The 25611-nt window shown below is 69.1% G+C and carries 18 protein-coding genes; 15 read left to right on the top strand and 3 right to left on the bottom strand.

Annotated elements, in window-relative coordinates; translation table 11 throughout:
* Window positions 1–13: 13 nt before the first annotated feature.
* The 11 genes from D6850_RS08405 (at window position 14) to D6850_RS08355 (ending at window position 20601) form a co-directional block, all read left to right on the top strand.
* Window positions 14–1849, top strand: a complete 1836-nt coding sequence (locus D6850_RS08405; RefSeq protein WP_121165800.1) for a hypothetical protein — start codon at window positions 14–16, stop codon at window positions 1847–1849.
* A 24-nt stretch (window positions 1850–1873) separates the two neighbouring features.
* Window positions 1874–3964: a hypothetical protein gene (locus D6850_RS08400; protein WP_121165798.1), complete on the top strand. Its 2091-nt coding sequence runs from the start codon at window positions 1874–1876 to the stop codon at window positions 3962–3964.
* A 38-nt stretch (window positions 3965–4002) separates the two neighbouring features.
* On the top strand, window positions 4003–5604 hold the full coding sequence (locus D6850_RS08395) for a hypothetical protein (RefSeq protein WP_147438877.1): 1602 nt from the start codon (window positions 4003–4005) through the stop codon (window positions 5602–5604).
* The gene (locus tag D6850_RS08390; RefSeq protein WP_121165794.1) at window positions 5601–7616 is read left to right on the top strand and encodes an ATP-binding protein; all 2016 of its coding nucleotides are present in this window, start codon (window positions 5601–5603) and stop codon (window positions 7614–7616) included. Before D6850_RS08395 ends, D6850_RS08390 begins: the two co-directional genes overlap by 4 nt.
* A gap of 4 nt (window positions 7617–7620) precedes the next feature.
* Window positions 7621–14589 (top strand): hypothetical protein, encoded by a 6969-nt coding sequence (locus tag D6850_RS08385; protein WP_121165792.1) that lies wholly within the window; start codon window positions 7621–7623, stop codon window positions 14587–14589.
* Window positions 14586–16112, top strand: a complete 1527-nt coding sequence (locus D6850_RS08380) for a hypothetical protein (RefSeq protein ID WP_121165790.1) — start codon at window positions 14586–14588, stop codon at window positions 16110–16112. Before D6850_RS08385 ends, D6850_RS08380 begins: the two co-directional genes overlap by 4 nt.
* 149 nt (window positions 16113–16261) lie before the next feature.
* On the top strand, window positions 16262–17245 hold the full coding sequence (gene phnD, locus D6850_RS08375; protein WP_121165788.1) for a phosphate/phosphite/phosphonate ABC transporter substrate-binding protein: 984 nt from the start codon (window positions 16262–16264) through the stop codon (window positions 17243–17245).
* 53 nt (window positions 17246–17298) lie between these two features.
* A complete protein-coding gene (gene phnC / locus D6850_RS08370; protein WP_121165786.1) occupies window positions 17299–18078 on the top strand; it encodes a phosphonate ABC transporter ATP-binding protein in 780 nt (259 codons plus the stop codon).
* The gene (gene phnE / locus D6850_RS08365; protein ID WP_121165784.1) at window positions 18075–18872 is read left to right on the top strand and encodes a phosphonate ABC transporter, permease protein PhnE; all 798 of its coding nucleotides are present in this window, start codon (window positions 18075–18077) and stop codon (window positions 18870–18872) included. Before phnC ends, phnE (D6850_RS08365) begins: the two co-directional genes overlap by 4 nt.
* On the top strand, window positions 18869–19678 hold the full coding sequence (gene phnE, locus D6850_RS08360) for a phosphonate ABC transporter, permease protein PhnE (RefSeq protein ID WP_121165782.1): 810 nt from the start codon (window positions 18869–18871) through the stop codon (window positions 19676–19678). Before phnE (D6850_RS08365) ends, phnE (D6850_RS08360) begins: the two co-directional genes overlap by 4 nt.
* On the top strand, window positions 19675–20601 hold the full coding sequence (locus D6850_RS08355; protein WP_121165780.1) for an HAD-IIA family hydrolase: 927 nt from the start codon (window positions 19675–19677) through the stop codon (window positions 20599–20601). The genes phnE (D6850_RS08360) and D6850_RS08355 overlap by 4 nt, the downstream gene beginning before the upstream one ends.
* Before the next feature lie 6 nt (window positions 20602–20607).
* Here the strand turns inward: D6850_RS08355 and D6850_RS08350 are convergent, their stop codons facing one another.
* The 3 genes from D6850_RS08350 to D6850_RS08340 all read right to left on the bottom strand — a co-directional run bounded on the left by D6850_RS08350 (window position 20608) and on the right by D6850_RS08340 (window position 22195).
* Window positions 20608–20955 (bottom strand): phage holin family protein, encoded by a 348-nt coding sequence (locus D6850_RS08350; RefSeq protein WP_245964136.1) that lies wholly within the window; start codon window positions 20953–20955, stop codon window positions 20608–20610.
* 13 nt (window positions 20956–20968) lie between these two features.
* Window positions 20969–21283: an ElaB/YgaM/YqjD family protein gene (locus tag D6850_RS08345; RefSeq protein WP_121165776.1), complete on the bottom strand. Its 315-nt coding sequence runs from the start codon at window positions 21281–21283 to the stop codon at window positions 20969–20971.
* Window positions 21284–21361: 78 nt separating this feature from the next.
* Window positions 21362–22195 (bottom strand): response regulator, encoded by an 834-nt coding sequence (locus D6850_RS08340; RefSeq protein WP_121165773.1) that lies wholly within the window; start codon window positions 22193–22195, stop codon window positions 21362–21364.
* A gap of 141 nt (window positions 22196–22336) precedes the next feature.
* On the opposite strand from D6850_RS08340, the gene D6850_RS08335 reads away from it, so the two are divergent.
* The 4 genes from D6850_RS08335 (at window position 22337) to D6850_RS08320 (ending at window position 25556) form a co-directional block, all read left to right on the top strand.
* A complete protein-coding gene (locus D6850_RS08335) occupies window positions 22337–22516 on the top strand; it encodes a NepR family anti-sigma factor (protein ID WP_121165771.1) in 180 nt (59 codons plus the stop codon).
* Window positions 22517–22524: 8 nt separating this feature from the next.
* Window positions 22525–23067 carry an RNA polymerase sigma factor gene (locus D6850_RS08330; protein WP_121165769.1) on the top strand — a complete coding sequence of 181 codons (543 nt, stop codon included), beginning with the start codon at window positions 22525–22527 and terminating at the stop codon, window positions 23065–23067.
* Entirely contained in the window at window positions 23067–24809 is a 1743-nt protein-coding gene (locus D6850_RS08325) for a sensor histidine kinase (RefSeq protein WP_121165767.1), read from the top strand. The genes D6850_RS08330 and D6850_RS08325 overlap by 1 nt, the downstream gene beginning before the upstream one ends.
* Before the next feature lie 201 nt (window positions 24810–25010).
* Window positions 25011–25556: a hypothetical protein gene (locus tag D6850_RS08320; protein WP_121165765.1), complete on the top strand. Its 546-nt coding sequence runs from the start codon at window positions 25011–25013 to the stop codon at window positions 25554–25556.
* Window positions 25557–25611: the final 55 nt, after the last annotated feature.

Here is a 25611-nt window from a genome sequence, read left to right as displayed (position 1 = left end):
AGGAGCAGAACAAATGTCGATGATGACCATGAAACCCGACAGTCACGATAGCTGCTGCTGTTCGCCCTGCGCCGGTCTCGAATGCGCCGAGCGCCCGCTCTTCGGCACCGGCCAGACCCTGACCGCCGCCGACCTGACGGCGGTGCAGGAATATGTGCAGACGAAAAACCGGCTGCACAACCGGTATCAGCACGGCTGGGGCGTGGTCTGCGGCCTCGAGGTGCTGTGCCACGATTGCGAGGGATCGGTCACGATCCGGCCGGGCTACGCCATCGACCCCTGCGGCGACGATATCGTCGTCGCCGACGCGGTGCGCTATGACGTGATCGAGGCGATCCGCGAGTGCACCCACGCCAGGCGCAAGCACGGCGACGATTGCGACCCGTGGACGCCGCCCCGCGACGAGGGCTGCGACGACGCGCTCAGCCACTGGTGCATCGCCCTGCGCTATCGCGAGGTGGAAACCGCCGTCGGGCAGCGGCTGACGACGGGCGGGATCGCCTGCGAAACCATCGGCAAGGGCGGCGGATCCTGCGGTTGCGGGACGGATTGCGGCTGTGGTTGCGGCGGATCGGGCGGTTCCTGCGGCTGCGGCGGATCATGCGGCTGTGGCGGATCGGGCCGCTGCGGGAAATGCGAAACGCCGCGCACCCGCGCCGTGGCCGATTACCGCCCGACCACGCTTGTCGCGAGCAACGCCTGCGCGCCGCGCCGCGTGCGCGAATGTTTCGACGTGACGCTGATCCCGCGCAAGGAACCCTGCGCGCCGGAGCCGCCACGATTCCGCGATCCCCAGCCGGGAAGCAACGTGCAGCGGCAGCCGCTTGGCCTGATTGGCTGGTTGATCCCGGAAAAGTCGTTGTTGCGCAATATCATCGACTGCGTTCTTAAAGATATCGACGTGATGCGGGACCGACTGACCGACCAGGATTCGGCAGTGCTGGCTCAGATGGCGTCCTCCTCCCCGACCCAGCTTGCGGAGAGCGATCTCGATCTTGACGCGGTGCATCTGGCGATCTGCCACGCACGGGCCGCCGTGCTCGAATTGTTGCAGGACGATCACGGCACCACGCGCTGCCAGCTCCTGCGGGCGACGGCGGAGGTCAAGCTCGCCCCGCCCGAGCGGTCCTCCGACAGCGACGATGCGGTGATCGAAAACCGCGCCGATTATATCGCCCGCGCACAAGAGATGGCGTCGGACCTGCTGGCGGCCTGGATACAGGCGATCCTGGATTGCATCTGCCGCGCCTTCCTGCCGCGCTGCCCCGAAGACCCCTGCGACGACCGGGTCGAACTGGCCTGCCTCAGCGTGAAGGGCGGCAGGATCCTGTCGATCTGCAACCACACCTGCCGGAAATACGCCGGCGCCTTCCCGTCGATGTTCTACTGGCTGTCGCTGTTCCCGCTGATCCCGCTTTTCGCGCGGATGCTGGCGATGCTCTGCTGCCGGCCGGACCTGCTGCGGCGCAACTCGCCCTTGGTGAACGATCTCATGCCGTTGCTGGATCGCGTCGACCCGTCCGGCAACCTGCGCCGCGAGGTCATGAAGAACGATTTCGAACTGCCCCGGCGCTATGTCGCGATGGCGGCGAAGGTTTCGGAAACACCGGTCGTTCCGGCGATCTCGGCCGGGCTTGAACGCGCCGTGGCGGCGATGGCCGCGCAGGGCGGGGAAGCGGAAAAACCGGATAAGGCGCCGTCTTCGGACACCGCGGATCTTCGCAAGGAACTCGCCGCGCTGAAGAAGGAAGTGGACAGTCTGAAAACAGCCGTCGCACCGAAGAAACCCGCGTCACCGTCCGGCAAAGCCACGCGCGGGGCCAAGTCGAACAAGCCACGCAAGGGCTGAGCGCCCCGGCAGGAGGAAACCGCGATGAGCGACACCATCGAACGGATGAACTACTTTCAGTTTCAGCAGGTCGGCGCCGAGGATTTCCGCCTGGAGCAGCTCTATCACCGCGACGCGCGGGCGCGTCACGACCTCGGGCCGCATAGCTGGGGGATCGTGCAGGGCTGCGAGATCGTCGAGACCGAGCGCGAGGGCGACGCCGGTTTCGTCGATATCAAGCTGCTGCCGGGCATGGCCGTCGACGGGTTCGGGCGCCGGATTCACCTGCTCGATCCGCTCGCGGTCCCGCCCGAGCTGTTCTCGGTATTCAACAGCGAACGCCTGCTCGAACTCTGGCTGCATTACGACGAGGAATCGCGGCGCGACCCGGATGACGAACGCACGACGATCTGCATCGGGGACACGGCCTTCAGCCGGGTGGTGGAGACCCATCGCCTGATCGTCGGCACGCTCAGTACCGAGCACGACCCGCTGATCGTCAGCGGGCTCGAGGCGAAACCCGCGCTGGCCGACGGGACCGCGGACGGCGACGCCCCGATCCTGCCGGCGGACAAGTCGCTGCCGACGCAGGATTTCCCCGATCCACGGTCCTCGGGGTTCTGGCCGATCCGGCTGGGAAGCGTGCGCTGGGACGGCACGGTGGGCAAGTTCCGCCCGGTCAATGCGCCCGAAGACCTCATGACCGGGCGCGTCCATGCCGGTTTCATCGGCGCGTCCCTTCTGGCCGAGGGCGGCGAATTGCGCATCGCGCCCCGCGCGCCCCATCCCGACGGCCCCGACGAGGTGGATTTCGCAACCCTTGAGGGCCGCATGACCGTCGAGGGGCGCGCGATCGCCAAGGCGGACGTGTTCCTGCATGGCGGCATGCTCAGCTTCCAGTCAGATGGCGGCAGCGACGAGACGGTTCCCCTGACCATGCGCCGCGTCCCGGACGCCAGCGGCAGCGGCGCCGATCTCAGGGTGCAGATCGGAGAGGACGCGGCGGCGGACAACGCCCGGATGACAATCGGCACGGGGCTTGACCCCTATGACAGCGACCCCGCCGCCGTCGCGCTGTCGGTGCGCGCCGACGGCATGGTCGATCTGCCGGTCGGACGGCTGCGCTTTACCGAAACCGCGCGCCAGGCGATCGACCTCGGCGTCCCGAGCGACCCGGACGCCAGCATGCGCGGCATCGGCTGGCAGGGGCCGAGCGTCTATGCGCGCACCGGCAACAGTTTCTACTGGTATCACGAGGGCGAACACGACCCGGCGGCAGGCAATCCCGGCACGGACGGCGAATTGCTGATGCGGCTGACCAGTCTCGGCGCGCTCGAGTTCGGGCAGGAGTTCCGCCAGGCGCTCAACTTCGACATGGCCGGGCAATCCTCGGGCATCGGCGTGCAGGACGAAACGCTCTATTTCCGCTCGGACGGGAATTTCGCCTGGTATCGTGGCGGCGCGCCTGACGACAGTGAGCTCAATAGCGGCGGCGGGGCGACGGCGATGTCGCTTGACGGGTCGAGCCGTCTGACCGTCGAGGGCGGGCTGCGCTCGCACGGGCGGGTCGAGCTTTACGATCAGCGGCTCGCCTTTCTCGATTCCGCGGGCGGCGACGACGGCGATCCGCTGGAAATCTACCGCCACCACGTCAGCAGCAATTCCAACCATCTCCGGGTGCGGATCGGGAACGATTCCGGTGGCGGCGACCGCTTTGTGGTCGGCCCGGACTCGGGCGGGTTCACCGAACAGTTCTGGGTCGACAACCGGGGCGACGCGTTCTTCGGGCGCGATGTCGAAGTGACGGGCGAGCTTACCTCGCAAGGCCAGGACGTGCTGTTCGATGTGATCGCGGGCGAGGTCGCGCTCAACCGCACGGGGGCCGGGTCGGGCACGCATAACCTTGTCGTCACGTCCTCGCGGCTGTCCAGCGTCGGCAGCGCACAATTGATGGTCGGGCTGTCGGATATCGGCAATTCCGGCCACGCGATCGGCGCGCGCTGGCGCGTGCATTACCAGCCGGGAACGCACAGCGTGTCGGGCGGCGACACCGTCACCTTCCCGGTGCAGTGGCGGGTGGACGATTCCGACGGCCGGCTGACCCGGTTCTCCTACGTCGCCATCCTGATGCCGTGATGGGGATCGCGTCCTCCCTGCGCGTGGGAGCGTTGCGGATGCGCGTGCATCACGCCCAAGCCGCGCCGCCCGAGATGCCGGACCGCGCGGCGCTGGCGGAGGTCATCGACCGGGTGCTGGGCGAGACGCTCGATGAGGCTGACTCCGGCTACTGGGTCATCCGCCGGCTGGCCCTGCCATTCCGCGCCGAGCCAAGCTTCGGCCTCTCAGGGCTGATGGACGCCTTCGCATGCAGACTGCGCGACGCGATGCGCCGCGTTCTCGCCGGGGAAATCGTCGATGGGGTGCGCCGGTATGACAGCCGCGCGCACTGGCTCGCCGCCTGCATCCGCGCACAGGCAAGCGACGCCGCGGCGCACCAGTGGCGGTTCTCCCGTTACCGCGAACTCGCCGCGCTGCCGCCGGGCGACGCCGTGCGCCTGACGCTGGAACGCGAGCCTCGCGACGCGCTGGCCGCGCTCGGGCTGCTGGCCGAGGGGGGACAGATACGGCCCCTTTGCGCGCGCATCGGCGAGCGCGCGGCGCGCGGCGTCCTGCGCGGGGTGTTGCCTGCGCGCGCCGGCGCGGACGCATTGCCCGACGCGCTGTTGCAGCGTCTTCTGCATGAGGAGGTCGCCGCCGCGCCGCGCGCGCCACACGGCGCCATGCTCGCCGCCGTCGCGCGCTACGCGCAGGCGCGGCTCTTGGCCCCCCTGCCCCGCTTCAGAATTCTCGCGCAGGCCGTGGCCGCCATTCCGGTCCCGCCGGGGCCATCTGCGACGGGCGCGACATGGCAGGGGGCGCCCGATCCATCCCCCGAAGTCCCCCGTTTCGACCATAGCGGAGAGATTCGGAACATCACCGGGAAAGAGGCCAACGCCGCGTCGGACACATCCCCAGAGCCCCCGCTGGCGGATGACGGCGCGCGGCTCGAAACCGGGTTCGCCGGGGTTTTCGCGCTGTGGCGCTCGGTGCTTGAGATGGGCCTGCTGTCGCTTCTCCCCGACGGCGCAGAGGGCGGGCCGGACCGGCTTGCGCTGGCCGCGACGCTGGCGGGCCCCGAGCATGCGGCCGCGTGGCGCGACCCGGCGCTGCACTGGCTCTGCGGTTATCGACCGGAGGGGGCGGACGCGCCGCCGCCCCCGCCGCCCGACCTTGGCGCGCGGTTCGCCCGGCACTTCGCCGAGTGGCGCGCGCCCCGACGGGTCGAGCCGACGATTAGCCGCATCGGTCGCGTGACCCTGCTGCGGGACCGCGCGACCGGGGATTGGCTTGCTCTCGGGGACCGGCGGCGCTGCCTTGCCGCGCAACGGGCGCTCGCCGCACCTTTGCGCGATGCGGCGCCGGGCATGCGCGACCCGTCCATCGACCTCGACTGGTTCGGCGTGCGCCATCGCAAGGCGCGCCGCGCATGGGCGCTTCTGGCGCGCGCGGCCTATGGCGATTTCGCGCGCCGCCTGCACGGGTTGGAGGGCGCAAGCGCCGCGTGGCTCTGGGACCGGCTGCTGACCGGGTGGGGCGCGCTTTACCCCGGCGCGCCCGCGATCATGGCGCTGCCCAGGGCCGATCTGGATCTCGTGCTGCGCATGGGCGGCCTTGACGGCGCGGTGATCGAGACCGCGGGCGGGCCGGTGCGACTGCAACTGCCGGGGGCGGGATGATGCGACTCGACACGCTCCGGGATGAGCCGTTCACCTCCGTCGCCGAGCACATGGCGGCCGAATTTCGCTGGCTTGACGCGCGGCTTTCGGGCCACCTGCGCGCGTTGCGCGACAGCGGGCGATTTGATGAAAGCGGGCTGCGCGGCCTGCGTCTGGACGAGCGGCACGTCGTCGCCGCGCTGGCGCCGTCGCCGCCCCGGGACGCGCCGCCCATGGATCGCCAGCGCGAGATCATCGACGCGCGCGCCGCCGCGCGTGAGCCGCCGCTCTACCGGTTGGCGAGGGCCTTCGGCCTGAGCGCCTTCGAACGCCGCGCGCTGATGATTGCGGCGGCGCCGGCGTTCGATGCGCGCTATCGCGCGGCCCTTGCGCTGGCGCAGAACGACGCCACCCGCGATTACGCGAGCCCCGATCTGATCATCGAACTGCTGGAGCCGGCCAACCGGCTTGCGCGGCTTGCCTGCTTCACGCCGGACGCTCCGCTGTTGCGCTACCGCCTGCTGACCCGTCCGACAGCCGCCGCCACGCCGCTGGCGGATCGCCCGCTTGGCGCCGACGACCGGGTCGCGATGGCCATGCTTGGCCATGATGCGGGCCTCCCGTCAGAGCTGGGCCAGGCGCTTTCGCGTCTCGACCCCGAGGCCGAGGACTGGGCGCCCGCGCTGCTGACTGCCGAGTTGAGCGACAAGCCGGTCATCGTCTTCGACGCCGGGCGCGACAGCGGCCAGCGCGCGCTTGCGGCCCGGCGCGCCCGGCGGGCGGGCCTTGGCATGCTGTGCCTTGACGCGGCCCGTCTGGGGCATGCGTCCGTTGATGCCGCCGCGCGGTTCTTGATGCTGGCCATTCGCGAGGCGCGGCTGACCGACGCCATGCTGTTCATCGACGCGGGCGCCCTCACGCGGGACGCGCCGACGGTCCCTGCCCTCGCGGGCCTCGCGGCGTCCGAAAACGGGCTTGTCGTCTGTGCGCCGCCCGATGTCGCGCATGTCATCGCCTCGGCCGATCCCGACCGTATCGCGCGCGTCGCGCTGCCGCCGCTCGACGCCACGGATCGGCTGAGATGGTGGCGCGCAGCGGCGGCAGAGCCGGATCGCCCGGAGATTGCGCGGCTCGCATGGCGGTCGCGACTCGGGCCGGCGGGCATCGGGCGCGCGCGCGGCGCGCCTGCCGCGCCGATGGACCGCCCGCTTCCCGCAATGCTGCGGCCTGTGCGCGCGCGCTGGACGCGCGACGACCTGATCCTGTCGGACACGCTGGGGCGGCAACTGGATGAACTGACCGCCTTCGTGAGCAACTGGCCCAAGGTGCTGGGCGACTGGGGGTTCGGCGCGGCCAACCCGCAAAGCCGGCATTGTCTCGCCCTGTTCTCCGGCCCTTCCGGCACCGGCAAGACGATGGCGGCCAGCATCGTCGCGCAGGCCGCCGACACACCGCTTTACCGCGCGTCGCTCGCCAGCATCTTCGACAAGTATCTCGGCGAGACCGAAAAGCAGATCGACCGGCTGTTCGAAGCCGCCGCCGACGCGGGCATCGCGATCCTCTGCGACGAGGCCGACGCGCTGTTCGGCGCGCGCACCGAGATGAACGACGCCCATGCGCGTTACGCCAACCTGACCGTGTCGCACCTGCTTCAGAGGATCGAGGAGCACGAGGGGCTGGTCGTCATGACCAGTAACCTGCCGCGCAACATGGACGAGGCGTTCGCCCGCCGGATCGGTCATTCGCTGGCCTTCACGCTGCCCGACGCCGCCGCGCGCCGGCGGCTCTGGGAGGGCGCGATCCCCGCGCGCGCCGCGCTTGGCGACGATGTCGACCTGCCGGCCCTTGCCGAGACGTTCGAACTGTCGGGCGGCGATATCCGCAACGCAGCGCTGGCGGCGGCCTATCTCGCGGCTGCGCAGGGGCAGGTGATCGGGATGCGGCACCTGCTGCGCGCCGTCGAGCGCGAGCTTGCCAAGATCGGCCGCACGCCCATCGCCGCGGATTTCGGGCGTCTGGACAAGGCGCGCTAGGGCCATGGCCGCGCGCCCCGCCTCCCCCGCAAGGGCGCAGCCGGACCTGTCGGACTCCGCCGAGCCGAGCGATTTCGTCCGGGCGACGGATGACGCGGCGCGCCGGTATCTCGCGGCGCTGCTGCGCGAGCGCGGCGCGCCGGTCGGCGGCGTGTCGGCGGACCTCGCAGCCGAGGCGCAACGCACGATCGGCAACGGCGCGACGGCGGAGTTGCTCGACCCCGCCCCCGAGGACGCGGCGCCCGAGACCATCGATACCCGCGATGACGGCGCGCCGGACGAAGTAGACGCGGAAGAGGACGAAGAAGAGCTTCTTCCCGACCCGGAAGACCCCGCGCCCGCCGACCCGGCGGAAGATCCCGCGCTCGAGGACGAAGAGCCGAGCGCGCAGGACACGCCCCCGCCCAAGGAGGGCGCAGAGGTCGAAAGCGCGCCGCCCCCGTCGAGCGATGGCGGCGGCGCCGGCCCTGGTGGCGGCGGCGGTGTTGTCGTGCCTTCGGGCGGGGGCGCGCAGGCGGTGGTCGCCGCCGCACAGCAGACGGCGCAGAACATGCCCGGCGCGCCGGCCTCCGGACAAGGCGGCGAGCGCGCCCGCCCGATGCGCCGCCGCCGACGCCGCCCGACCCGCCGGCAGATCGCCGGCCCGCCGCCGGTCCCCCTGGTCGAACCGGAATTCACCGTCAGCCCCGACCCTATAGAACCCGCGACCAAGGCGATCGAGGAGATCGCCGCGCGCCAGTTGCCCGCGCAGGAGATGCCCCCGGTCCCCGCCAGCCCCGGCGAAAACACCGTCCCGGCGCCCGAGCGGCGGCTCTCGAGCAGCGACCTGCGGCTGATCAGCCTTGGCGTCGGCGCGATGGACCGCGCCGGGCTGTCGCACGAGGGCGGGACCGCGCTACCCGAGGAAGCTGAGGCCGGCGAGACCCGCAACCGGCTGCTTGCGCTCCGCGAAAACCTGCTCAACCCCGACGCCCCCGCCGATGCTCAGTCGGGCGAAATGGCGCCCCCCGAGGACGCGGCGCGGGAAACGCCCGCGCCGCAACAGGACGGCGAGGAGACGGATGCGGAGGACGCTGCGCCCGAACCGTTCACGGTGCAGCCGGCGCCAGTGCCCTCCACCGACATGACGCTGGCCGAGCAGGAGATGTTCACGGCCGTCCTCGCCAACCTCAAGGCGGGCGGGCGGGACGCCGCGAAGACGCTGCTGAACCGGATCAAGCGGCAGATGCCCGAATATCCCGGCGGCGTCCTCGCCCGCGAGGATCCGGCGGCGCTCGACAATCTGGGCAAGGGTCTTCTGCCCGACCTCGAAGAGCGCATGAATACGCAGGTCGAGGGCGTGGCCGAGGTGATCGGGACCGCCGGCGCGGTTCTGGATGAGGCGGTGTCGCAGCGCCGCGCCGCGTTGGAGGAAGAGGCCGACTCCCAGACCGAGCGGATCCGCGCCGACGCGGAGGCGGAGCTGCTGACCATCGAGGACACCGCGCAGGCCCGGCTCGACGACGCCGCCGCCGCCGAGGCGCAGGCCGCGGATGCGCGCCGCAGGGCGGGTTCTGTCGGCGCGGCGCCCGAGCTGGGGTTCCGCCGGACCGCCGAGGCGGTCATCGGCCGGATACAAGCCAAGGTCAGCGAGGCGATCGCCGGGTTCGAGTTCGAGAAGACCGAACGCCACAAGCGCCTCGACGCCGCCAAAGCGCGCTGGATTTCCGCGATCGACCTTGCCTCGCTGGCCGATCAGTTCGACGCCGAGCGCGCGCGCGGGTTGGAGCCCGGCGCCACCCACCCGCCGGACATCAGCCGCGCCGACCGCCGCGCGATCAGCAACGCGATCAACGCCGCACGAGACTGGAAGACCCGGCAGACAACCTTTATCGACGGCGAGATCCGGCGAATGAAAGGCCAGGTCGACGCCACCGTCGCGCTCAATATCCGTGACGTGCAGGATGCCGGGGCTGCGGCGTTCCGCGCGCTGCGCGACTGGGGCAATGAACAGGACGGCAATGTCGGGGAGTGGTGGCGCGAGAAGGTCGCGGACCTCGATGAATGGGCCGAGAACGCGACCGATACGGCGAACACTTGGGCCAGCGTGGATTCCCGCCTCGCGCGGATGCAGATGCAGCGCGCCGCGCAGGCCGCGCGTCACCGCATCCAGCAGCGCATCGCCCGCGACGAGGAGGAAAACGCCGCCTACCAGGAATTGACCGAGGGGCAGAAGCGCAACTTCATCGCGCGCAACGTACTGAATTCGAACCAGTTGATCCGGCAACTGGGCGCCCCGCTGCGCCAATCCCTGTTCGAGGCCCGCCGCGAGAGCGTCGCGCAGACGGTCGAGTCCGAGCTGTTCGCCCTGCCCCGCGGGCAATGGCCGGCGCTGAACGCCGCCGCGCGCGCCAAGAACAGCAGTTTCGACGCGGAGCAACGCGCGAACAAGATCCTCGCGGCCGGGTATGACGACAATCTCGGAACCGAGGAAGACGACATCTTCAGCGCCCTGTCCGGCCTGCGCACCATCGAGCGCCTCGCCGTCACGGCGGCCTATAACGACATGCGCGGCAGCGACAATGCGCTCTACAACGACCTGGACGGAGAGCTTTCGGGCGACGAGTGGCGGCGCGCCCAACGGTTGATGTCCGGCGAGCACGGCCGCGCGGCGGCCGAGGCGATCCATGACGCGGTCTACGGGCCCGGCACTGACGAGGACCAGATCTACGAGGCGCTCGAGACGCTGAACCAGTTGCCCGAGCCGGACCGCACGAAAGAGCTGAAACGCGCGGACGCCGAGTATCGCCGCAGATACGGCGAAAGCCTGAGCAGCCGCCTGAGCGAAGACCTGAGCGGGTCCGAGGCGGGCCGCGCGCTGGCGCTTGCCGCCGGCGAAATGGACGAGGCCCGCGCGCATGAGATGAACTATGCGCTCGGCTCGCACGACGCCGACGCCGCGGCGGCGGTCTATGAGCGCATCCGCAGCGAGGAGATGGCGAACGCCCGGCGAGAAGGCTGGACGCCCGCGCAATACGAGGCCGCCGTGCTTCGCCGCAACCAGGCGCTGAACGACGCGTTCGAGACGCAATACGCCGACGTCGCCAACTACAACTGGGGCCAGGGCACGGCCCTCGAGAACGCCGTCGTCTACCAGTTCGCCTTTGACGAAGGCAGCCGGCACCGCCTTCAGGAATTCCAGGCCGGCGACCTGATCGGCGTCTCGGCCGGGCGGATGCAGGGCGAGCGGCGCAGTTTCTACGCCGACGACGAGGCGATGGGCGATGTCGTCACCGCTCAGTACCAGGCCGCCGCCGACCTGACCGAGCTGGAACGCGGACCGGAGATGCGCGCAGGCGTGCGCCGCCGGGTCGCGCGGGAGGTGCGCCGCCGAGAGGACGCGGACGACCCGATGACGGCCGAGGAGATCGAGAACTACCGCATGGCCCGGGATCGCGAGATGAACGCCGCCATGGCCGAGGCCGCGTTCGACCGCGCGGGCCGCAGCGTGGACGCGCTCGACGCGCGCCTGCAGGATCGCTACGACATCTCGCTTGACGACATGATCACGAACACGATGTCGGACAACGTGTTCGGCGACGGGGGCGATCTGTCAAACGCGCGCGAACGCATCGCGATCATGCGCCGCGACGCCGACGACGCGGGCGCGCTGCCGAGCCGACGGCTCGACTGGGCCTATACGCGGGTGCGCGACGGCATCGCGGGCGCGGGAACCGACCTGCCCGAGCTGCGCGACAGCATGGGCGGGCTGACCCGCGAGGAGATGCTGCTGCTCAATGACCGCTGGAAAAGCGAGCATGACGGCGAGACCCTGCGCGACGCGATCCAGTCGGACACCAGCGGGCGGGACGAGGACGATCTTGTCGATCTCTATGACCATGGCGCGCCAACGACCGTCGCCCAGCAGGTGGACCAGTTGCGGCGCAAACTGAACCGCGACGAGGAGAGCGTCGGCTTTCTCGGGGCCTGGGCGTCCGAGAACCACTCCACGCGCTCGCGCGAGCGGCTTGCCGAGCTCGAGGCGATGGCCGAGCGGATGCGCGACCCGAACCTGACCCCGCAACAGCGCGAGGACATCACCGCGAGCTTCACCGAGCAGCGCGGCAGCGTCGAGAACGCGATCCAGGCGCAGCGCGACCGGGTGGATTCCTACGCCGACATGGTCACCACGGTGCTGGGCTATGTCGTCAGCGCGGTCGTGATCATCGCCGCCGCCGCGCTGACCGTGGTGTCGGGCGGCACGCTGTCGCCCGCGCTCGGCGCCGCGATCGCGCTCACCGGGTCGATCGTCGGAACCGTTTCGGGGATCGCGGCCAAGGCGGCGATCAAGGGCGGCGCCTACGGGATGGAGGAACTCGGGACCGACATCGCCGTCGGGCTCGTCGATCTCGCGGTCACGATGGCGACGGCGGGGATGTTCAAGGGCGGCGCATTGTTCCGCAACGCCGGCGCGATGGTCACCGGCGTCATGGAAGAGGTCAAGGCGATCAGCCGGCAATCGCTGCGGGTGGGAATGCGCGCCGCCGCCAGCCAGACGGCGCGCGGCGCCGCCGCCGGGGCCGCGCGGGCGACGGCGCGCGAAGGGGCGGAGGCGGGCGCGTCGGGCGGGCTGCTCGCCGCCGGGCGCGCCTACGCGCGCGAGCAGGCCATCGACGCCGCGACGGCGATCCCGACGACGCTGACGGCGAACCTGCTGAACGAGGACAACTGGCGCCACGGCAACGTCGCCGCCAACGTCCTGCGCGGCACGTGGGAGGCGTCCTTGCAGAACCTGCGGGACGGCGTGATCATGGGCGGGGCGGGCAACCTCGCCAATCGCGGCGCGCGCCGGCTGATCCACCCTGCCCCGCTGACCCCGCAGCAGACCCATGCCCGCAGCCTGCGCCACTGGCGGCACGACAACCCGGGCGCTTCTCCGGCCGAATACGCCCGGTACGTCGAATCCTACGCCGCCGCGAACAGCGACCACGCCGATGTCGTGCGCGCGGCGCAGCGCGAGGCGCGCCGCTCGCTGCTCTCGGAAATTCCGCCGCGCGAACGGGGGGCGGTGGCGGATGTGCCGATCATCCATGTCAACGACCTGCAGTTCCGCACCTACAACAAGGGCAATTTCGGCGACGCCTTCGTGCATGTGCAAAACGGCCAGGCGGTGATCATCATCCGCGACGGCGCGCCGGCCTCGGCGGTCGCCGCGATCGGGCCGGACCTGCGCGACATCGTGGCGCCCGGGACGCGCGGGCGCACCGTCTACCCCGCCGAGTCCCTGCCGCCGCGCCTGCGCGACCGGGTGGAGGTCGACGTCGTGAACGACCCGGCCTTCGGCGCAGACGAGGTGCGCGCCGTGCCGCAGCGGGACCGCGACGGCAACATCGTCGGCGTTGCGCTACAGGTCGGCCCCAACGCGCGCGCGATCGACATCCAGCTTCATGTCGGCACACTCGACGCGATGCGCCGCTACGCGGGGCTTGCGGGCCGGGTGCGCATGTTCATGAACCGGATCGGACGGCGGCTTGGCATGGATATCGTCGATCCGGCGCAACTGGCCCGCTGGGAGGCGAGCCTCGAGGTCGCCAAACTGCCGGCCATCATCGACGAGCGCATGACGCGCCTGTCCGAACACGGGCTCGACCCGCGCCGCCGCGCGCTGGTGATGGAGGAAATCGCCAATCTCGAGCGCCAGTTCCTGCAAGAGGTCGCGCGCGCCGAACCGGGCGCGGCGGCCGAGGCGCGCGGCTACGTGGCGGCCAAGGCGCAGGGCGACGCGGACGCAGCGACGCGCCCCGCCGAAGAGAGCGAGACGGCGCCGCCCGACCTGACGCCGGCGCAACGCACCACCCATCTGCGCGACCTGATCCAGCGGATCCGCGCCGAGCAGACGCGGCTCGCCGAGCTTGATCAGCACCTTCTGGACGCGCAGGGCAAAGACCACTCGACCGCGCAGAACGGCATCCGCGAGCAGCGCGACTCCTACGCCGCCGCGATGCGGGAACTGAAACAGCATCTTCCCGCCGATCTTCACCCGATGATCGACTACATTGACAGGCCGCATCCTTGGCCGCCGACCGTGGCCGCCAACCATTCGGCGCTGGCGGCCCATCCGGCCTTCGCCGCCGCGCTGGCGCAGCTCGGCAAGCAGGACCAGAACACCATCACCCGCGTCGGCGCCTACCAGGAGATCATCGCCGAATTCCATCGCACGCGCGAGAGCATCGAGGCCGGTCAGCGCCGGGGCGAGGAGTTGATCGCGCGGTTGCAGGCCGAATACCGGGACATCGGCGGCGACGCGTTCATGGGGGTCGATCTTCATCCCGATCTGCCCGAACGCGCCGCGCCGCCCGGCTATCAGCCCGAATACGCCTTCGAGGCCAAGTTCCGCGATCGGCTGGGCTCGGAACTGGGCGGCGAACTGATGCAGGCCATCATCGAGCGTATCGAGATGGGGCAATCGGCGCGTTTCGACGCATTGGCCGAACAGGCCGACATCATCAGCGCGGCGCTTGGGGACAAGACGCTCGAAAAGGTGTTTGAACAGGTCCTCGCCCACCGGCAAGGCTATCGCGCCGAGCTGTCGCTCGCCAGCAGCATCGCCGAGGGGATCGACAATCTTCCCGGCAGCGGCGAACATACCGTGATCGATTTCGGCGATCCGATCGGCGCGAACGAGGCCGACGTGATTTCGGTGGACGCGGAGGGCAACGTCTTCCTGTGGGATTCCAAATATCGCGGGGAAGGCTCCGCCGCGCTGCATTCGGAAACCTTCAGCGATTCCGACCGGCGGGAGAACGCGGCGCGCGAGGCGCTGAAGATTCTCGAAGACCCCGACCGCACCCAGGGCCTTTCGGAACAGGCGCTGATCGAGGCCCGCAAGAACCTGGAGGCGGGCACGTTCTTCGCCATCACCTCGCACACCAACGATGTGTTCACCTTCAGGCATTCGCCCCCCATCGCGGTCGTCAACGGGGTGCGGCAATGACCGGCGCGCATGGCATATTCGATCCCGTCGCCGTGGCAGCGGCGTGCCGCCGGGACCGGCTCTTGCCGCTCGCACAGGAAGACCTGCCGCGCTTTGGCGAACGGGGATACTGGCGCGCGGGCGCGCAGCAGCTCATGAAGGTCGTCGCCGGCTGGTGGGTCGGCGAGGCGGCGCTGTTCGCCGATGCGCTGCAACTGGCCGTCGCCTGGCTCGACGCGCCCGAGTCCAGGGGCCACCCCTGGGGCGACAACGCGCAGGCGCACGCAGCGCGCCACCTACACGCCCGCGCGCTGGCGCACCTGATGAGCGGCCGCAACCGCCCGCCGCTGTGGGAGGCGGCGGCAAGCGCGCATGATCGCGCGTTGGAGGCGGCCGGCCCGGCCCGCGTGGCGATGCTGGCCTCGGGCGCCGCCGTCTGCGGGCTAATGGCGGGCCGCCCGCCCGGTGGGCTGCCCACCCCCGCACCAGAGGACGAGGACGGGACAGTCATCGCCGATATCCTCGCCCGTGACGGCGATCCCGCCCGCATCGGCCGACAGCTCTACGCCCGGCGGCACGCGCTCTTCTCGGAGCGTCCGGGTCTTACGCTCACGACGCTGTTCGCAGCCCTGTTCCTCCATCGCGGCGGGGTTGAGCCGCTCACCACCGCGCTAAGCGCAGGCTACGTGGTCTGCCCCGAACTGACCCTGCCGCCCGCGATGATCGCGAGCGGATGGGAGGACCGCGCCGAGGCGATCCTCACGCTTGAGCGGCAGGATTTCGCGCGGGTGGACAGGCTGCTCGGGCTGCTGGGACTGACCCGCGACGGCGAGACCGCGACGCACGACGCGCCGCCGGGTTTCGCGAGCTGGACGCGCCAGCCCGATCATTCGCTCGAGGTCGACTGGCGCGCCGCGGAGGATGCCCCCCCGCATCTCGAAATTCGCGGACCGGCGGCGGGTCGGCTTGCGCGGTTCTTCGCGCAAGGCATCGGCGGCGCGGTGCGTCCCGGCCCCGAACAGGCGCTTGCCGATCTTCTCACCGTGCCGCGGCGCGCGACGGTCGCGAACCCGTCCGCCGCGCAGGCGCGTTGGGAAATGCTGTGCGCGGCGGTGGCCGGCGAAGGAGTGTTCGGCGATCCGGCGGGGCGCGCATTGGTGACGGCGGGGCTTGCCGACAGCGATTGGCGGGTGCGGATGGTCGCGCTCTGGGCCGTCGGCCATCACCGCGTGCAAGGGCTTGCCGCCAGGGCCGAGGCCGCCGCGCTGCCCAAGCCCGGTTTCAGGGGGCTGTCGCAGGACGACCGGCGCGTGCTGCTGGCGCTGCGCGACCTCGCGGCCAGCCGCAGCGCGGGGCGCGACGACATCGCCCGCCCCGGCGCCAATGCCGGTTTCGTCGCCAGGATCGCAGCCTTGATCGACGCGGTCCCCGACACCGCTCAAAGCCGCGCCGACGCCCTGATCCGCGCGCTCTTGCGCAAACCCCTGGCGCCCGGCCAGACGCCCGCTCCCTCCGCCTGGAAACGCTGGATGGCCGCCTCGTGACGCCCGGCCATATCGCAGGGCGCAGCGGCGCGCCGCCCACGGATGACGCCGGGAGACCCACGGGAAATGTTGCAAAGCGCGGATATTGGTGATCGTATCGGCGCGAAGCGCCCGCGCAGAGACGGCGGGACTCAATCAGGGAGGAAAACATGCTCACGAAAAACATCACCGCAGGCGGTCTGCTGGCCGCGCTCGCCATCGCGGCGAACGGCGCGTTCGCGCAGGACGACTGCCCCGATCGCGGCGCGCTGGACGCGATGTATTGCGACGCCGATGGCGATCTCGTCGCCGACACGCCGACCGATCCGGCCAAGCTCAAGAACCCGGATACGCTCGTCTTCGCCTATACTCCGGTCGAGGATCCGGCGATCTACGAAGACATCTGGAACCCCTTCATCGAGCATCTCGAAGAAGTGACCGGCAAGGACGTGCAATTCTTCGCCGTGCAGTCCAACTCGGCCGAGGTCGAGGCGATGCGCTCGGGAAGGCTGCATATCGCGGGCTTTTCCACCGGGCCGACGCCGTTCGCGGTGAACCTTGCGGGGGATGTGCCCTTCGCCATCATGGGCAGCGACGACGGCACCTTCGGCTACACCTTGCAGGTCTATACCCAGGCTGACAGCGACATCCAGGAGATGTCGGACCTGGCGGGCAAGCGTGTCGCGCATACCTCGCCGACGTCGAACTCGGGCAACCTCGCGCCGCGCGCGCTCTTTCCCGATCTCGGCGTGGTGCCGGACGAGGATTACGAAGTGACCTATTCGGGCAGCCACGACCAGTCGATGCTGGGCGTCGTCGCGGGCGACTACGACGCTGCGCCGGTCGCCTCGGAGGTTGTCGTGCGCATGGCCGAGCGCGGGCTCTACGATCCCGAGGAAGTACGCATCGTCTGGGAAAGCGACCCGTTCCCGACCACCTCCTACGGCATGGCGCATGACCTCGCGCCCGAGTTGCAGGAGAAGATCAAGGAGGCGTTCTTCAGCTTCGATTTCGAGGGCACCGCGCTTGGCGAGGAATTCACCGGCGTGAGCAAGTTCGTTCCGATCACCTACAAGGACCAGTGGAAGGTCATCCGCCAGATCCAGAAGGCCAACGGCGTCGAATACACGCCGCAGGGTCTCGCCGCGGAATAATGACACCCTGCCGGGGCCGGTCCATGCGACCGGCCCGCAATGAAAGCGTTTCCATGCTGAAGATCACCGACCTCGTCAAACGCTACGGCAGCGGCGATCCGGTCCTCAAGAATCTCGACCTCACCATCGAGGGCGAAAGCGTCGTGTCGATCATCGGCTCGTCGGGCGCGGGCAAGAGCACGCTCCTGCGCTGCATCAACCGCCTGGTCGAGCCGACCTCGGGATCGATCAACCTCAACGGGACCGAGCTCACCACCCTGCGCGGCAAGGCGCTGCGCGCGGCGCGGCGCAAGATCGGCATGGTGTTCCAGGGGTTCAACCTCGTCGACCGGCTGACGGTGATGGAGAACGTCCAGTCCGGGCGGCTGGGCTATATCTCGACCTGGGCGGCCGTTTCCCGGCGCTATCCGCGCGCCGATATCCGCCGCGCCTACGAGCTGATGGAGCGCGTCGGCATCGCCCATTACGCCGACACCCGCGCCGACCAGCTTTCGGGCGGGGAGCGCCAGCGGGTCGGCGTCGTGCGCGCGCTGATGCAGAATCCCGATATCCTGCTGGCGGACGAACCCACCGCCTCGCTCGATCCCAAGACGTCCGAGCAGATCATGGGCCTTCTGCGCGACCTCGCCGGGGAGCTGAAACTGCCGGTGCTGATCAACATCCACAACGTCACCGAGGCCAAGCAATACACCGACCGCATCGTCGGCATGCGCTATGGCCGCATCATCTTTGACGACAGGCCGGCGCAGCTCGACCAGGCGGCGATGGACGAAATCTACGCTGGCAGCCCGCATGCGGACCGCACCGGCGCCGATGCGGCCGCCGCGTCATGAGCACGGCGCCGCGCGATACCTGGAGGAAGCCGCCCTTCATCGCCAACCCGGCGCTGCGCTGGACGGTCTATCTTGGCGTGATCGGCTATTTCGTCTGGGTCGGGCTGACCATGCCCATCGACTGGGACCGCGTCGCCCAGGGGATCACCCGCGCCGGGCGCATCTTTGGCGGCGCCTTCCCGCCCAGCTTTGCGCGCAGCGGGCTGCTGATCGACGGCTTTCTCGAAAGCCTCAAGATCGCGGTGCTGGCGACGGCGGGCGGGGTGGTCCTGTCGATCCCCATCGCCTTCATGGCCGCGCGCAACATCGCGCCCCTGCCCGTCTTCTATCTCGGGCGGGCCATCGTCATCGTCGCGCGCAGCTTCCACCCGGTGATCGTCGCGATCCTGTTCGTCAAGGCGGTGGGCTTCGGCCCTTTCGCCGGGGTGCTGACGCTGATCGTCTATTCCATCGGCTTCGTCGCCAAGATGCTGGCCGAGCGGATCGAGGAGATCGACTTCGGCCAGGTCGAGGCGATGCGCGCCGCCGGCGCGCCCTATCTGTCGACGCTGTTCTACGCGATCTTCCCGCAGATCCTGCCGCGCCAGATCGGGCTGAGCATCTACCAGCTCGATTCGAACCTGCGCGCCTCGGCCGTGGTGGGCATCGTCGGGGCGGGCGGGATCGGCGCGACGCTCGCCAACGCGTTCGGACGCTATGACTACGACTTCGCGCTCGCCATCACCATCGTCATCGTCGCCGTGATCCTCGTCTCCGAGGCGGTGAGCGGCGTCATCCGGAAACGCATCCAATGAGTTCGATCCGCGAAGAATTCGGCCGCGACGAATGGACGCGCTTCACTCCGCGCCAGAAGCTGGCGCGCTGGGGCGCGCTCGCGTTCTGCGCGCTGGCCATCATGTGGGCGCTTACCTCGATCGAGGTGATCTGGCCCTGGGTCTGGAGCGCGCCCGAGCAGATCGGCGACCTTTTCGGGCGGATGTACCCGCCGGACCCGAGCAACCTCGCCACCATCCTGCGGGTGCTCTGGGAGACGGTGAACATCGCCACCTTCGCCACCGCGCTCGCCGTGCTGCTGTCGCTGCCGGTGGCCTATATCGCCGCGCAGAACACCACGCCCAACCGCGCGACGCTGTGGCTGGGGCGGCTGATCCTCGTCACGTCGCGCTCGGTCAACACGATCATCTGGGCGCTTCTGTTCGTCGCCATCTTCGGCCCCGGCATCGTCGCCGGGATCGTGGCGATCATGTTCCGCTCCATCGGGTTCATCGGCAAACTGCTGGGTGAGGCGATCGAGGAGATCGACCAGCGCCCGGTCGAGGCGCTGGAGGCGACGGGCGCCTCGCGCTTCAAGGTGATCGTCTACGCAATCATCCCGCAGGTCATGCCGACCTTCTGGGCGGTGTCGATCCTGCGCTGGGACATCAACCTGCGCGAATCCACCGTACTCGGCCTCGTCGGTGCGGGCGGCATCGGCATCATCCTGCAGGGTGCGATCGATACATTCAACTGGCCCGAGGTCGCGACGATCCTGCTCGCCATCATTGCGCTGGTGGTGCTGGGCGAGATCGTCTCGGCGTTCCTGAGGCGGCGCATACTGTGAACGCTCTCGCGCCCGACGCCCCCACCCCCGTCGATCCCGCCGAGGCGTTCGCCGCCTATCTCAGGCTGCGCCACCGCCTGCCCGCGGCCGCGCGGCAGGGGCTTGCGACGCCGGCCCGGTTCCTCGACATCGTCACCCCGTTCGATCTGATCCTGTTCGACGCTTATGGGGTGCTGAACGTCGGGGAGACCGCCATTCCCGGCGCGGCGGACGCCATCGCGGCGCTGCGCGGCATGGGCAAGGCGGTGGCGGTAGCGTCGAACTCCGCCGCCTACCCCAAGAGCCGCATGATGGCCCGCTACGCCGCGCTCGGCTTCGATTTCGCGCCCGAAGAGGTCGTGACCAGCCGCGAGGCCCTGCTGGACCGGCTGACGCGCGAGCCGAACCGCCGCTGGGGCATGATGCTGAACCCGCAGGCGGATACCGCGGAGTTCTCCGGGCTCGACCACTCCATACTGACCGACGCCCCCGAGGACTACGCCCGCGCCGAGGGCTTCCTGCTGATCGGCTCGGACGGCTGGACGAACGCGCGCCAGGCTTTGCTGGAGGACGCGGTGCGCGCCCATCCCCGCCCGGTCCTCGTCGGCAATCCCGACCTGGTCGCGCCCCGCGAAACTGGCCTGTCGCGCGAACCCGGCTGGTTCGCGCACGCGCTGGCCGATGCGACGGGGGTCGCGCCCGAATTCCTAGGCAAACCGTTCCCGGACATCTTCGATCTCGCGCTGGCGCGGCGCGCCCGGCCGCCGGCCCCCGGGCGCGTGCTGATGGTGGGCGATACGCTGCACACCGACATCCTCGGCGGCCAGCAGGCCGGGTTCGCGACCGCGCTCGTCACCGCGCGCGGCGCGCTGGCCGGGCTCGATGTCGCGGACGCGATCCGGCGTTCGGGGATCGCGCCCGATTTCGTGGTGGACGCGATCTGAACCCGCTCACTTGGGGCGAGAGCGCGCCGCGCGGCCGGCCTGCATACCGATGGCGAAGCCCTCGGCCACCTGCATCAAGGGCGAGCTCTTGGGCGTCTGCGCCGCGGCGAGAGCCGCGCGTCTTTCGGCGCGGCGGCGGCGGGCCGAGGCGACCGCGAACAGTATAAGCCCCAGCCCCACGTAAAGCAGCCCGATGACCAGCGCCGCGATCAGCGCGCTTTCCGCCGCCGCCAAGAAAATCCAGAGCGCGACCGTTAGAAACGCCATTCCGACGATCAGCAGCAGCCCCCCGGCAAGCCCGAGCGCAGTCATCGCGACCGCCTCGCGCGCCTGCCGCGAGACCGCATCAACCATGGGCGTCATCCGCTTACTTCCGGCTGGTCAGAAGGCCGACGAGGAATCCGAACCCGACGGCCAGACCGACGGCGGTGGCGGGTTGCTGACGCACCGCGTTCGCCGCCTGCGACCCGAGATCCTCGGCGCGGGCCTGCATGTCGTGCAGATGCGCCTCGCCGCGCTCCCTTGCGTGCAGGGCCGCGTCGCGCACCCGCTGCTGGGCTTCGCTGCCCTTCTGCATGCCGAGGTCCGACAGGATCGTGGTGATCGCGCCGATATCGCTCTTGAGCGTCTCGATCTGCTTGCTCAGGTCGTCCACCGTCACCTTGTCCGAATTGCTTGCCATGCTTTATGCTCCTTTGATTAATCGGCCGATTATCGGCGGGTGAACGCCCGCCATGGTCATTGGTTCCGAGCAACCGAATCAGGTCAGCAGCGTCTCGGTGCTCGAGAAGAACATCGCCTGACTGACCGCCGAGAGAACCTGCTCTTCCGAGTAGGGCTTGGTGATCAGGAAGGCGGGTTCGGGCCGTTCCCCGGTCAGCAGGCGTTCGGGGAAGGCGGTGATGAACACCACCGGCACGTCGCCATGTTCCTTCAGGATATGCGCCACCGCGTCGATCCCCGAGGATTTGTCGGCCAACTGGATATCGGCGAGGATCATGTCGGGCGGATCCTTGCGCGCCAGTTCGACCGCCGCGTCGCGCGTGCGGGCGTTGCCGGTGACGGTGTGGCCCATCTGCTCGACGATGGCCATGATGTCCATCGCGATGATGGCCTCGTCCTCGATCACCATGATGCGCCCGGCCACGGCCTTCGACATCTCGGAGCGGGCGATGTCCAGCAGCTCGCGCGCCTCATTGCCGGAAACGCCGATAACCTCGCCGATCTGCTCGGTGGTCAGCCCCTCGATCGCGTGCAGCAGCAGGACCTCGCGGGTGTTCTTGGTCAGCCCGGCGAGGCGCCATTGCGCGCGATCCTCGGCAGAGCCGGAACTGCCGCCCGGTTCGCCCTTCGCCCCCTCGACCGGGGCGCCCGAGGAGACCCAGATCCCGTTGAACGCCTTGAACAGGGCGATCTTGGGCGATGTGCTTTGCTCGAAGAGGCTGCGATCCTCGAGGATCGCCTCGAGCGTCGCGGCGGCGTAGGTGTCGCCCGTTTCCTGGCTTCCAGTGAGCGCGCGCGCATAACGGCGAAGATAGGGAAGTTCCCGCCCTATGGCGTCGGCGATGCTGGTTTGTCCCACAGTTTCTGTCATGAAGTCCTCGACGTGTTTCAGGTTTTTTTGTAATTCTCGGGAACCGAACGGTTCTCGGCGGTGTTAGGTTCCGATAGCGATGTAAAAAAAAGCGCCGCGCTCACCCCGCAATTTCAGACGACACGCAGGCTGGCATATATCATGGCAACAGAAAAGAGAGGTTCTCGCTTGGACCAGGAAATCGACCGCAACCTTCAGCGTGTCTACAAGGAGACAATCGACGAAGAGGTGCCGGATCGCTTTACCCGGTTGCTTCAGCAATTGAAGGAAAGCGAAGCGGGAGCGAGCCCGAAAGAGGCGGAGGATGGGCAGGAGCAGTGACCACACAGATGGACCCGAGGGATGAGTTGGTTACTCACCTGCCGGCGCTGCGCGCCTTCGCGATGAGCCTGACGCGCAATTCGGCCACCGCTGACGACCTCGTGCAGGACGCGGTCGTGAAGGCTTGGAGCAATTTCGACAAGTTCGAGACCGGCACCAACCTGCGCGCCTGGCTGTTCACGATCCTGCGCAACACCTATTATTCGCTGCACCGCAAGCGCAAGCGCGAGGTCGAGGATCCCGACGGGATCATGGCGGACCAGCTTTCGGAAAAACCGCATCACGACGGACGCCTCGCGATGAACGACTTTCGCGAAGCCTTCGCCCAGCTCACCGACGAACAGCGCGAGGCCTTGGTGCTGGTCGGCGCCGAAGGGTTTTCCTACGAGGAAGCGGCCGAGATGTGCAACTGCGCCATCGGCACCATCAAGAGCCGCACCAACCGCGCCCGCAAGCGCCTCGCCGAACTGATGGACATGGACGACGACGAAGAGATCGAAATGACTGATGCGGCGACGCGCGCCGTGGTTTCAGGAGGGTCTTCGGCCTGATGCCCTGGCGGCGGGCGGCAAGGGTCGGGGGGCGCGCGGGTCTCGCGGTCCAGATCATCGCGATCCTGAGCATCGCGATCCTGCCGCTCGCGCTCATCTCTGTGTACCAGTCGTCCAAGATGCTCCGGGAATCGCGCAACCTGTCCCGGACCGCCCTGGCCCAGCACACCGAATCGATGACTGCCGACGAGCGCGAGCTGATCCAGTCGGCGATCGGCGCGGCGCGCGCGATTTCCTCGGCTACGGTCGTGCTGCGCAACGATCCGGAAATCTGCCGGCAAGTGCTGGAAAAGCTGGTCGCCCGGGATGCGCGGTACATTTTCGCCGGGTACATCACCGAACAGAACGAACTGCGCTGCACCTCAAGCGGGCAGCGCGGCGCGATCGACAAGGCCGACATGATCGCCGACAGCGTCGCCGACCACGAACCCCGCGTCATCACGCATTCCAGCGAGGTCCTGAGCGGACGCATGGTTCTCAGCGTGAGCGTGCCGCTCGTCGCGGAAGGGGAATTCCTCGGGGCGGTCTGGATCGCGATCCCTTACGAGGTCGCGAACGCCCTGCTCGAAGCGCCGGGGCGGGCGGTTGAACTGCTCATTTTCGGGGCAAGGGGTGAAATCCTCGCCACGGAGGCGTTCGACGACGAACGGCGGACCGCGCTGCCCGCCGGCATGGAGCTGTCCGATCTGGCCAGGGACGTGCCCCAGACGTTCCGGCGCAAGAACCGCGCCGGGCTGGTGCGCGACTTCGCCATCGTGCCGATCGTGGACGGCGTCGTCTATGGCCTCGGAAGCTGGGAGCCGCGCGAGGGCAACCTGCTGCCGGGCGTCGGGCCGATGATCAGCGTCTATTTCCCGCTGCTGATGTGGCTGGTCGCGATGGCGGTGGCCTATGTCGGCATCAACCGCCTTGCGGTGCGCCATGTCTACCGGCTGCGCAACTGGATGCGCATGTACACCGCCGGGCGCACGGATTTCTCCGAAGCGAAGCTTCAGAACGCGCCCGAAGAGTTCGAGATCGTCGCCGAGGCGTTCCGCAGGATGACCCGCGAGCTTTCCGAACACGAACGCCGGCGCGAAGAGAGCGTCGCGGAAAAGACGATACTTCTCAAGGAGATACACCACAGGGTCAAGAACAACCTGCAACTGATCTCAAGCATCATGAACATGCAGATCCGCAAGGCCGACAGCCTCGAGGCGCGTAATCTCCTGCGTCGCGTGCAGGACCGGGTGATGGCCCTGGCGGCGATCCACCGCACGCTCTACGCCGCGCGCGAGCTATCGGTCGTCCCCGCCGACGAGTTGCTGGATTCGATCGTCAGCCAGCTTGTCAAGGTCGGCAGCCTCGACGAGGACGGTCAGCACATATCCATCTCGACGCATTTCAGCCCGGCCGAGATATCGGCCGACCAGGCGGTGCCGCTCTGCCTTCTCGCGACCGAGGCGGCGATGAACGCGGTCAAGTTCGTCGGCCACGGCGACGAGTCGGGCGCCTGGATACAGATCGTGCTGCATCACCAAGGCGATCGCGAATACTGCCTGAGCGTGATCAACTCCCGCGGGCGTCAGCCCACCCCCGAGGAAAACCCGGATGCGGGCACGGGGCTCGGGTCGCGGCTGATCGCATCCTTCGCCGCGCAGCTCGACGGCACGCTCGAGATCAACGATCTGCCCGACAGGTACGAGATGCACGTCACCTTCACCGCCGAAAGCGAAAGCGAGTCCGCCCCGGTCGACTACTGAAAGCCGCGGACGCGAAACGGCCGGCGCCAGACCGCTCATCAAGCAGCGTTTTTCGCGCCCGGCCCCACCCCGGGACGGAACCGCCGCGCGCGCCGCCCGTTGTACCGTCATGCAATCACGCCGCCCCGGCGGACCCGTCGGAGCGGCAGACTATGCGACACCGGCCGCGCCCCGCGCGCGGCCCAAACTGGAGAAAAGAACATGAGCATGATGTACCTGATGCGCACGACCATCCTCGGCGGAGCCATCGCGCTGGCCGGCGGCGTCGCCGCCGCAGACCCGCTCGCCGTGTCGGACGTCGAAGTCCGCACCGATCTCACCGATTTTGAGAACAGCAACGCGCTGGACTACTGGCCCGAGCTCGCCGCCGATCTCGGCGCCGCGATCACGGAGCGGGTCAACCTGACCGGCAAGGCGGAGCACCCATCGATCACCGTCGAGGTGACGGAGATCGCCGTGGACGGCTCGACCATCCTGCCCGAAAGCGGCGAGTTCAACCAGCTGGTCGGCGTCGTGATCGGCGAGCCGGGCGAATCAACGATCGAGAAACCCGAGAAGGCGAGCGATCAGCCCCAGCCCTTCGTCAACGTGCCGGTCATCCTGCACGCCACCGAAGGCGAGGCGACCGGCGGCCCGGACGTCATCGTGATCCCGCCGTCGCAGGACGATTTCTATCACGCGATGCTCGACGCCTTCGCCGACATCGTGGTCGAGAAGGTCGACGAGAAGAAGGGCGAGGCGCTGTAACGCCGATCCTCGTTCTTCCTGAAGGCGCCGCGCCCACCCGCGGCGCCTTTCTTTT

Source organism: Roseovarius spongiae, from assembly GCF_003651245.1.
GTDB classification, from domain to species: domain Bacteria; phylum Pseudomonadota; class Alphaproteobacteria; order Rhodobacterales; family Rhodobacteraceae; genus Roseovarius; species Roseovarius spongiae.
The sequence above is the reverse complement of the archived record's forward strand: the minus strand, read 5'-3'. Positions and strand labels throughout refer to the sequence as shown.

Excerpts from the sequence above, each read along its gene's own strand:
- D6850_RS08380 (WP_121165790.1), top strand. The coding sequence starts at position 14,586 with ATGACCGGCGCGCATGGCATATTCGATCCCGTCGCCGTGGCAGCGGCG.
- D6850_RS08350 (WP_245964136.1), bottom strand. The coding sequence starts at position 20,955 with ATGGTTGATGCGGTCTCGCGGCAGGCGCGCGAGGCGGTCGCGATGACT.
- D6850_RS08385 (WP_121165792.1), top strand. The coding sequence starts at position 7,621 with ATGGCCGCGCGCCCCGCCTCCCCCGCAAGGGCGCAGCCGGACCTGTCG.
- phnC (WP_121165786.1), top strand. The coding sequence starts at position 17,299 with ATGCTGAAGATCACCGACCTCGTCAAACGCTACGGCAGCGGCGATCCG.
- D6850_RS08400 (WP_121165798.1), top strand. The coding sequence starts at position 1,874 with ATGAGCGACACCATCGAACGGATGAACTACTTTCAGTTTCAGCAGGTC.
- D6850_RS08340 (WP_121165773.1), bottom strand. The coding sequence starts at position 22,195 with ATGACAGAAACTGTGGGACAAACCAGCATCGCCGACGCCATAGGGCGG.
- D6850_RS08335 (WP_121165771.1), top strand. The coding sequence starts at position 22,337 with ATGGCAACAGAAAAGAGAGGTTCTCGCTTGGACCAGGAAATCGACCGC.
- D6850_RS08345 (WP_121165776.1), bottom strand. The coding sequence starts at position 21,283 with ATGGCAAGCAATTCGGACAAGGTGACGGTGGACGACCTGAGCAAGCAG.
- D6850_RS08320 (WP_121165765.1), top strand. The coding sequence starts at position 25,011 with ATGAGCATGATGTACCTGATGCGCACGACCATCCTCGGCGGAGCCATC.
- D6850_RS08325 (WP_121165767.1), top strand. The coding sequence starts at position 23,067 with ATGCCCTGGCGGCGGGCGGCAAGGGTCGGGGGGCGCGCGGGTCTCGCG.
- D6850_RS08405 (WP_121165800.1), top strand. The coding sequence starts at position 14 with ATGTCGATGATGACCATGAAACCCGACAGTCACGATAGCTGCTGCTGT.
- phnE (WP_121165784.1), top strand. The coding sequence starts at position 18,075 with ATGAGCACGGCGCCGCGCGATACCTGGAGGAAGCCGCCCTTCATCGCC.
- phnE (WP_121165782.1), top strand. The coding sequence starts at position 18,869 with ATGAGTTCGATCCGCGAAGAATTCGGCCGCGACGAATGGACGCGCTTC.
- phnD (WP_121165788.1), top strand. The coding sequence starts at position 16,262 with ATGCTCACGAAAAACATCACCGCAGGCGGTCTGCTGGCCGCGCTCGCC.
- D6850_RS08330 (WP_121165769.1), top strand. The coding sequence starts at position 22,525 with ATGGACCCGAGGGATGAGTTGGTTACTCACCTGCCGGCGCTGCGCGCC.
- D6850_RS08390 (WP_121165794.1), top strand. The coding sequence starts at position 5,601 with ATGATGCGACTCGACACGCTCCGGGATGAGCCGTTCACCTCCGTCGCC.
- D6850_RS08395 (WP_147438877.1), top strand. The coding sequence starts at position 4,003 with ATGCGCGTGCATCACGCCCAAGCCGCGCCGCCCGAGATGCCGGACCGC.